Origin of the sequence: Neobacillus jeddahensis (genome assembly GCF_000612625.1) — a bacterium.
Taxonomy (GTDB): domain Bacteria; phylum Bacillota; class Bacilli; order Bacillales; family Cytobacillaceae; genus Neobacillus; species Neobacillus jeddahensis.
In genome coordinates this window covers 1-8,400 of sequence record NZ_CCAS010000100.1, presented here as the reverse complement: position 1 = coordinate 8,400, position 8,400 = coordinate 1, and the positions used below count along the sequence as shown (strand labels likewise).

The window sequence follows — 8,400 nt, the reverse complement described above, 5'->3', positions numbered from 1 at the left end:
TGACCCCCACTCCACTACAGTGTTGCAGTACAAAAGTACAAAAGGATGGCAGAGGACGATATGTTCTCTGTCTTTGTTTATGTTTAAGTTTTTTGCATTTTTCGTCGAGTTTATAACTAAAATAAAGGATGGGTGAGCAAACTTGCTAGGAAATTATCTATAAAAATCGATCCTGCCTATCCGTTGACAGGGTCAACAGGGCTGTAATAAGATTAAATACATAAATAGTTAAACTAGTGAACTATTAAAGAGGTGAATATTTTGGATGAGAAGTCTATCAAGGAGCTGGTCGATCAGTACTTACACATCTCCTTCTCCATCGAAAGATGTGGCGGGAGTCTGATTAAAGGGCAGCTGGCAGAGGATCTAACGAACGATCAGCACTATATGCTGAGGTACATGAACAAGGTGGAAGTCTGCACTTCGACCGAGCTTGCTGAAGTTTTCGATGTAAAAAAAAGTGCGATCACTGCCATTATTAATCGCTTATGGAAGAAGGGATTGATCCAGCGAAGCCGGGATGAAAATGACCGCCGTGTCGTCTATTTAACCCTGACCAATGTTGGCAAGGAATTATTCGATGAGACAGAACGACGTATTTACGAGTTAGTCGGATCATTTGTGAAGCAATTTGAACAGACGGAAATTGAAGCATTCATGCGAACCTATGAGAAACTGAACCAAATGATCATAGCTAGCAAAGAGGCTAAGGTGGGGGAATAAGGAATGCATACAATTATTAAAGGAAAATGGTTGATCTTACTGGCATGGCTTGTCGTCGCCATTGGTCTATTTTTAGTTGCGCCTAACATGGGCGACCTCGTCCATGAAAAAGGGGATATCAAAGTTCCCGAAGGCTATTCGTCGGAATTAGCCGGAAGAATCATGAGCGAAGTACAGGACCAGAAGGATGTTGGCGATACTGCCACCGTGGCTCTGGTGTTCCATAATGATAAAAAGCTAATGAAAAAGGAGATAGAAGAGGCAGAACGTGGGGTTCGTGAGCTTGAGAACAATAAAAAGAAGCTCGGGATCACCGAGATTTTAACCCATTTTAACGAACCAAATCTGAAAGATCAATTAGTTTCGGATGACGGAAAAACAATCATGGTTTCGATTAAACATACGTGGAACAAAGAACTAGACGAGAAAGAACTCCGTGAGCTTTTTTACGATACGATTGATGATGTCAAAGTGGACCATTATTTTACTGGGAATTGGCTGATTAATGAAGCGCTGATGACAAGTTCACAGGAAGGCTTGAAAAAGACTGAGGGGATTACCGTCGTCTTTATTTTAGCCGTACTGTTGCTCGTTTTCCGTTCGGTCGTTGCCCCATTCATTCCGTTAATTACCGTCGGATTCACGTATGTAACGTCGCAATCAATCGTCGCCTTTCTGGTCGACCAGTTCGACTTCCCGATTTCCAGCTATACGCAAATTTTCTTAGTGGCGGTGCTGTTTGGGATTGGAACGGATTACTGTATTTTGTTATTAAGCCGTTATAAAGAAGAGTTATCAGAGCGGGAGTCGATCACTGAGGCGATCGTCGCCACTTATAAAAATGCCGGCCGGACTGTGTTCTTTAGCGGAGTAGCCGTCATGATCGGCTTTGCTGCTATTGGTTTTTCACAATTTCAATTGTATCAATCGGCCGCTGCCGTTGCCGTTGGTGTCGCTGTGCTGCTGATTGCATTATTCACGATTGTTCCCTTCTTTATGGCTGTGCTGGGCTTGAAAATCTACTGGCCGTCGAAAAAACCAGGCGAGCATAAGGACAACAAGCTGTGGGGAGCCGCCGGGAAATTCTCGTTGGCACGGCCGTTCCTTGCCTTATTGATTGTGGCCGCCATCTGTGTTCCCTTCCTTGTGACCTATGATGGAACCCTCTCCTTCAATTCGTTGGAAGAGGTCAGTGAGGATATTCCTGCGATCAAAGGCTTTAATGCCATCGCCGACAGCTTTAGCCCTGGGGAAGCAATGTCGACACAGGTAGTCATTAAGAATGATGAAAAAATGGATTCGATTGAATATCTAAATATAGTAGAGAAGATTTCTGAGGATTTAGAAAAGGTCAATTTAGTCGATAAGGTCCGTTCGGCGACACGACCTGTGGGTGAGCCGATTGAGGATTTATATGTATCAAAACAAGCCAAAACCTTAGAAGAAGGCCTTGGTGAAGGAAAGGACGGCATCGATCAAATCAGCGAGGGGCTTCATCAAGCAGAAAGTGAGCTAGCAAAATCCGCTCCAGGTTTGAAAAGCGCGAGTGACGGGATTGGCGCTCTAGTGTCAGGCACCAAGGATATACAATCTGGTTTAGATGAAATTCAAACGAATTTGGCGAAGATTGAGACGGGAATTCGCCAAGGATCTGCCGGTTCCACCCAAATCATAAAAGGGTTAGCTGATGCTAAGGCAGGGGCTGAGCAATTATTGGCAGGTCATCAACAGCTGTTAAAGGGTTATCAGGAGGCTGGTAAAAATCTCACCGCTTTAAACAATGGCTACCAGCAAATTGGTGGGGGCTTAGCTGATATTTCTGCTAATCTTTCAAAAATCACAACTAAAGATTTTGCAAAAATTGAGTCGGATTATCAGGGAATTACCAATTCTCCCGAGTACGGCAAAATTAAAGGAACGGTCACCGCTGTTCAAGGGCCATTAGCGGGCATCTCAAAAACGCTGACCGAATTAAATACCGGTCTTGCCCAGCTTTCAGCAGGCGTTACTACTGCAAATGCCAAATACGAGCAAATTTTAGCGAAACAGGCTGGCATCTCTCAAGGACTTCAAGCCTTGATCGATGGGATTACAGCACAGCAAAAAGGGCTCGACCAATTAGCCAATGGCCAAGGACAAATTGTTAGCAATTTCCCGAAAGTAACCAATGGTGTATCCGACATTAATAAAGGTCAGCAGCAATTACTAGATGGCTTCGGCGGTTTAGGTGATCAAATGATCCAATTGACGGATGGACTAGGTCAAAGTGCGAATGGCTTGGATCAAATTTCTGAGGGGTTAGGGTCTGCCCAAGATTATTTGTCAGGCTTATCGGTCACCACTGCCTTCTATTTACCAGAGGAAATGCTGAAAAGCAAAGACTTTGTCCAAGTGTTGGATACTTATTTTTCACCAGACCGTAAAGTGATGACAATGGATGTTGTCTTTAAAGAGAGTCCTTATTCAAATGAAGCGATTGATCAGATTAAGCAAATCAAGTCGACCATCCAGCGTGCAACGAAAGGGACCAAACTGGAAAATGCCGTTGTCGCTGTCGGCGGAATTACCAGTACGAACGCCGATTTAAAAACGATGTCCAATCAAGACTACACACGGACGGTTATTTACATGCTGATCGGAATTTCGATTATCCTCATTTTCTTATTCCGTTCGATTATGATGCCGCTCTATCTGATTGGCTCGTTGGTAATCACCTATTATACGGCGATGTCGATGAATGAAGTTATCTTTATGAAGATCTTCCATTATACAGGGATCAGTTGGGCAGTTCCGTTCTTCGCCTTTGTTATCCTGATGGCGCTCGGGGTCGATTACAGTATTTTCTTAATGGATCGCTTTAACGAATACAAGCAATTATCGGTACAGGAAGCGATGCTGCTTGCCATGAAGAAGATGGGGACAGTCATCATTTCAGCAGCGATTATTTTAGGCGGAACGTTTGCTGCGATGATGCCATCTGGTATGTTATCATTGCTCCAAATTGCGTCCATTATTTTAAAGGGGCTATTGTTATACGCCTTCGTAATCTTGCCATTCTTTATTCCCGTCATGGTGAAAAATTTTGGCGAAGCCAACTGGTGGCCATTTAAGCGGGCAGAATAACCATTTTGGTTTTGTTTAGCAAAAAAGAGGAGCACTTTGAGTAGTTCAGATAACGTGGAGAAACATATGACATAACATGCCTATTAGCAGACCAAATTGCATTGAAGATTTGGTCTCTTGATTTTCTATTATTCCAATCATTGGCGAGTTTATCATCCGTAATAGCAGATAAATTACAACTTATTTCGAATATTGACAATAGTTGTTGTCATTGCCAAAATTAGCATGTTAAAAGGTGTGCTAGTTACTTTGTTAATTCTATGCATACAAAATGTGATTGCAAGTTTATATTTAAATTAAGTATAAAGTTTGTGACTTAAAATAAAGGAAGCAAATAAGTTGAAATTATGAAGAAATCCTTTTTTTGAAACCCAAAAAAGCCTCTAGACCAAATGGAGGCTTTTTAGGTAAAACTTTACTAAGTGCATTTTATCGTTGATGTAATTGGTTTTGAGCCCAAGTAGTGCGATACTTCACCATAGAAATAATCATCACAAGGGATAAGATGAGGCCACCTCCATCGGTGATAGCACTTGGTAATATCCCCCATATACCGTAAACTTCGGTTGAAGCTGTCCACATTGAAGAAGGTATCATAGCAAAACCTAAACCTTGAGTGATGTTTACTAATAATATCGTCCACCATAGTACCTTGGAACGGCTACGAAAAGCCAATAAACCTAACGCATTACCTAAGATATAAATACATCCAACCATTCGAAACCAAAAAGTAAATCCTGGTGCTTCTCCAGCTGGATTTTGAGCACCTGCCATTTGCATCATAGTTTCAATTAGCCCTGTATTTACAATGACGAAATTTTGCAATGTTGTACCGATGGTGAAAATAACCGAGCTCAAAGCAATGGCTAATTGCAACTTTCTAGTAGTGGATGTGATTTCTAGCTTTGGTTTTTTTTTTGTTCAAAATGACTACTCCTTTTATGTTTAAAATATTACGCATTATTTTCCTTATCAATATTTTAACAATATCCTTTAGAGTAATCATACGTCCCAAGTTCAAATTTCCAGTAAGTCTAGAGACCTAAAATCTTAATTCTAGTTATCGCGGTTTTTTTGTAGAATCACTTTATTTTTTGTGAAATAAACTTCTATTTGTGTAGAATTTCTTCTTATTTTGAAAAATCACTCTCAGAACGACCTATTTTTTTCTAAAATAAGAAAATGGTGCCTTGAACCCCTGTAAAGAAAGTGAATTGATCAAGTAACGTTCAAACTACCTTTTTACGCTAATCGACGATGATTAACCCCATCAGAGCGGCAAAATGAATCGCTTGATGGGTGGATACTTTGCAGCCCTTTAAATCATCGATTGAAACCGTTAGGGCATCAAACGTAGATGTGCTAATATCGATTCCTTTTAATGAGGTTTGATCAAAACTGGCCCCATCAAGATTGCAGCTTTGGAAGTCCACACGTTTGAAATGGCAGTCAAAGAAATCGGTTGTTTTTAATGAAGCCTCTTGAAAAATCACTTTTTCTAGCTTTGAATTACCGAATGTAGTCAAATTTAAGACGGATTGATCAAAGTGAACATTGCCAAACCGCGATTCGGTGAAATCGACACCGACTAATTTACAATTTTTAAAGACGACTCTGTGAATCGACGCCTTGCTCAAATTAGCATTGGAAAAATCGCAGTTTTCAAAATAGACATCGGTTAGATCGATATTCTGAAAATCGGTCTGATTGAAGCGACAATTCTTCACCTCCATTCTTGATAAGCGGACGCGATCGACGACTTCTTGTTCAAAAACAGAGTCGATAATTTTGCACATGTCCAGTTCGGGATCTTCTTCATAAAAAAGATCGTGAAATTTCCTTATTGGTAAGTCTTCCGGGATTTTAGGAAAATCTATTTTCATCCTGTGGCCTCTTTCAGCTGAATTTTTGATGTTATTATAGCATAGAAGTACTAGGTGCCAGGCACTAATGAAATCTACTATTAGTTAACTTTGGATAGTTTGTTTTAAATTTAATTAGCAAATATAGTAATTTTATTTCCATATTACCTACAAAAATGGTACTATTAAACTATTGTTACAATAGTCTGATAAAGGCAAACCTATCGAAAGGTAGGGACGCAAAGTCACAGGTCTAGGTAAATCCTATGATGGCTGGGCTGCCGGATTTAAATATTTAAAGGGGCTGTTCTATTTGAATATTAAATCCATTTTTTGTTTTTTTCGAAAAAGACACAAGTACAATTATTACACAAGCAAATGTATCAGATGTGGAAAGAGCAGTAACTCTACTCATTGAGCCCTTGGGGTTCTTTTTTTTGAATCCAACACTTTTGCCACAGATGCCGTGTTCATTTTCAGTTCATAAACATCTGTTAGGATCACTTATATTCAGTAACCGAGGAGGAAATGAAATGGAACATATACACAGAAGCACATCCGTTCCGGGCAATGGGGAGTGGGCCGTTGAAGCAAGTGGACTCGTCAAACTGTTTGGCGACAACCGTGCCGTTGACGGCGTCAATCTGAACGTGCGTGCCGGGACCATCTACGGTGTGCTTGGTCCGAATGGGGCAGGAAAGACAACCACGATTCGAATGCTAGCAACCTTGCTACGGCCGGATGCAGGCTCAGCGCGCATTTTCGGTTATGATGTGGGAAAGGATCCCACGATCGTAAGGCAACTAATCGGGGTAACGGGCCAATACGCCTCGGTTGATGAGTCACTTAGTGCTACAGAGAATTTGATCATCTTTTCCCGGCTATTAGGGTTGGGGCGTGCCGAGTCACGGCGGAAGGCAGCGGAATTACTAGAGGAATTTGGCTTAACGGAAGCAGCAAAACGTCCTTTGAAAAATTTCTCAGGAGGGATGCGACGCCGCTTGGATTTGGCGGCCAGTCTCATTTCCCAGCCACCACTCATCTTCTTGGATGAGCCGACAACCGGGCTGGATCCACGGACACGTAATCAAATGTGGGATACGATCCGTCGCTTGGTTAAGATGGGGTCAACCGTCCTATTAACCACCCAGTACCTGCAAGAGGCAGATGAGCTGGCAGATCGGATTGCCGTGATCGATCAAGGACGTGTGGTCGCGGAAGGCACGGCGGATGAATTGAAATCCTCAGTGGGTACATCCTCGCTGCAGCTGATGATCCAACATGCAGAGGATATCCAGAAAGCCCGGCAAACGGTGGAGCAGGTACTCAAAGTCCAGTCCAGTGTTTCACCAGAAGGCGGGAAAATTACCGCACCGATGGCGGATGCCGACCGGGTCACCGACCTGCTGATCGCCCTACGTGCAGCGGGTATTCCTTTAGCCGAGTTAAGTGTGCAAAAACCGACCCTTGATGAGGTATTCTTAACAATTACTGGCCACGGGGTGAAAGAGGATGCTTCGACAGCATCTGATGAATCGAAACAAGTGCAGGAGGTAAGAGGATGAAAAGTACTTCTATTGAAACAGTTGCTGACCGCCAATTGCGAAACAATACTAGTTTTGGCCAGACGGTTCGTAACTCCTTTACAATGGCTTATCGTGGGGTGTTGAAGATTCGCCGCACACCTGAACAATTATTCGATGTCACGCTTCAGCCCATTATTTTCACCTTGATGTTTACCTACATCTTTGGTGGGGCCATCTCGGGAAATGTGCAAAGTTATTTGCCGGTCATCATCCCGGGGATCCTTGTGCAAACGGTTATCGGGACCTCGGTTGTGACAGGCGTCCAATTGCGTGAGGATATGGATAAGGGTGTGTTTGACCGCTTTAAGTCCTTGCCGATTGCGCGGATTGCTCCATTGGCTGGTGCTCTTTTAGCAGACACAATTCGCTATACGATTGCGACTGTGCTCACTTTCATCATGGGATACATCATGGGCTATCGTCCGGAGGGCGGTCTTGGTCACGTCGCGATTGCGGGTATTCTGGTGATTGTGTGTTCATGGGCGATTAGCTGGATCTTTGCTTTCTTCGGGGTGATTGCGCGAACGGCCTCAAGTGTTCAAGGGATCTCGATGCTTGTGCTGTTTCCACTTACGTTTCTCTCTAATGCGTTTGTACCGGTCGACACGATGCCAAATTGGCTTCAGTGGTTCGTGAATATCAACCCGATCTCTCATCTTGTGACAGCGGTCCGGGATCTTGTCAACACCGGAACGATCGGCAGGGAGGTTGGTGTCTCTCTCATCGGTGCGGCTGTTATTGTAGTTATCTTTGCTCCGATAACGGTCCGTGCTTATATGCGCCGGACATAAACGTTGAAAAAATAAAACAGTTTGAACGTGAATTTTATTGGATGTCCTCTAAGAATTTAGAGGACATTTTGTATTTGCGGTATATTGTAAATTAGTGATTTTTTTCTTAAATGAATTTTTTTTTGAAAAAGTGGTTGACGGCTTTGTATTGATCCTGTAATATAGTAAAAGTCGTCACCAAGACGGCAAACAAAAATAAAAAAAGTTGTTGACTTACAGTTGATAACTTGATATGATGATAAAGTCGCTTTTGAGTGACTGAGACATTTGTTCTTTGAAAACTAAACAAACAAAAACGTCAACAAACAAAAAAAA

At 42.4% G+C, this 8,400-nt stretch carries 6 protein-coding genes and 1 riboswitch; of the genes, 4 read left to right on the top strand and 2 right to left on the bottom strand.

The genetic code is table 11. The features are described 5' to 3' along the window. Positions 1–261 precede the first annotated feature (261 nt). Both TY15_RS22300 and TY15_RS22295 read left to right on the top strand, forming a co-directional pair. Positions 262–723, top strand: a complete 462-nt coding sequence (locus TY15_RS22300; RefSeq protein ID WP_040207508.1) for a MarR family winged helix-turn-helix transcriptional regulator — start codon at positions 262–264, stop codon at positions 721–723. Between the two features lie 3 nt (positions 724–726). Continuing rightward, the gene (locus TY15_RS22295) at positions 727–3,846 is read left to right on the top strand and encodes an MMPL family transporter (RefSeq protein ID WP_040207509.1); all 3,120 of its coding nucleotides are present in this window, start codon (positions 727–729) and stop codon (positions 3,844–3,846) included. 429 nt (positions 3,847–4,275) lie between these two features. Here TY15_RS22295 and TY15_RS22290 read toward each other — a convergent pair whose 3' ends face one another. Together TY15_RS22290 and TY15_RS22285 are read right to left on the bottom strand one after the other, a co-directional pair. After that, complete coding sequence (locus TY15_RS22290; protein WP_244440986.1) at positions 4,276–4,722, bottom strand: hypothetical protein; 447 nt, start codon at positions 4,720–4,722, stop codon at positions 4,276–4,278. Positions 4,723–5,093: 371 nt separating this feature from the next. Then, entirely contained in the window at positions 5,094–5,729 is a 636-nt protein-coding gene (locus tag TY15_RS22285; protein WP_040207511.1) for a pentapeptide repeat-containing protein, read from the bottom strand. Positions 5,730–5,912: 183 nt separating this feature from the next. Then, positions 5,913–5,994, top strand: a riboswitch (cyclic di-GMP riboswitch). Positions 5,995–6,358: 364 nt separating this feature from the next. On the opposite strand from TY15_RS22285, the gene TY15_RS22280 reads away from it, so the two are divergent. Then, on the top strand, positions 6,359–7,273 hold the full coding sequence (locus tag TY15_RS22280) for an ATP-binding cassette domain-containing protein (protein ID WP_244440985.1): 915 nt from the start codon (positions 6,359–6,361) through the stop codon (positions 7,271–7,273). Further along, the gene (locus TY15_RS22275) at positions 7,270–8,085 is read left to right on the top strand and encodes an ABC transporter permease (RefSeq protein ID WP_040207513.1); all 816 of its coding nucleotides are present in this window, start codon (positions 7,270–7,272) and stop codon (positions 8,083–8,085) included. Before TY15_RS22280 ends, TY15_RS22275 begins: the two co-directional genes overlap by 4 nt. Positions 8,086–8,400: the final 315 nt, after the last annotated feature.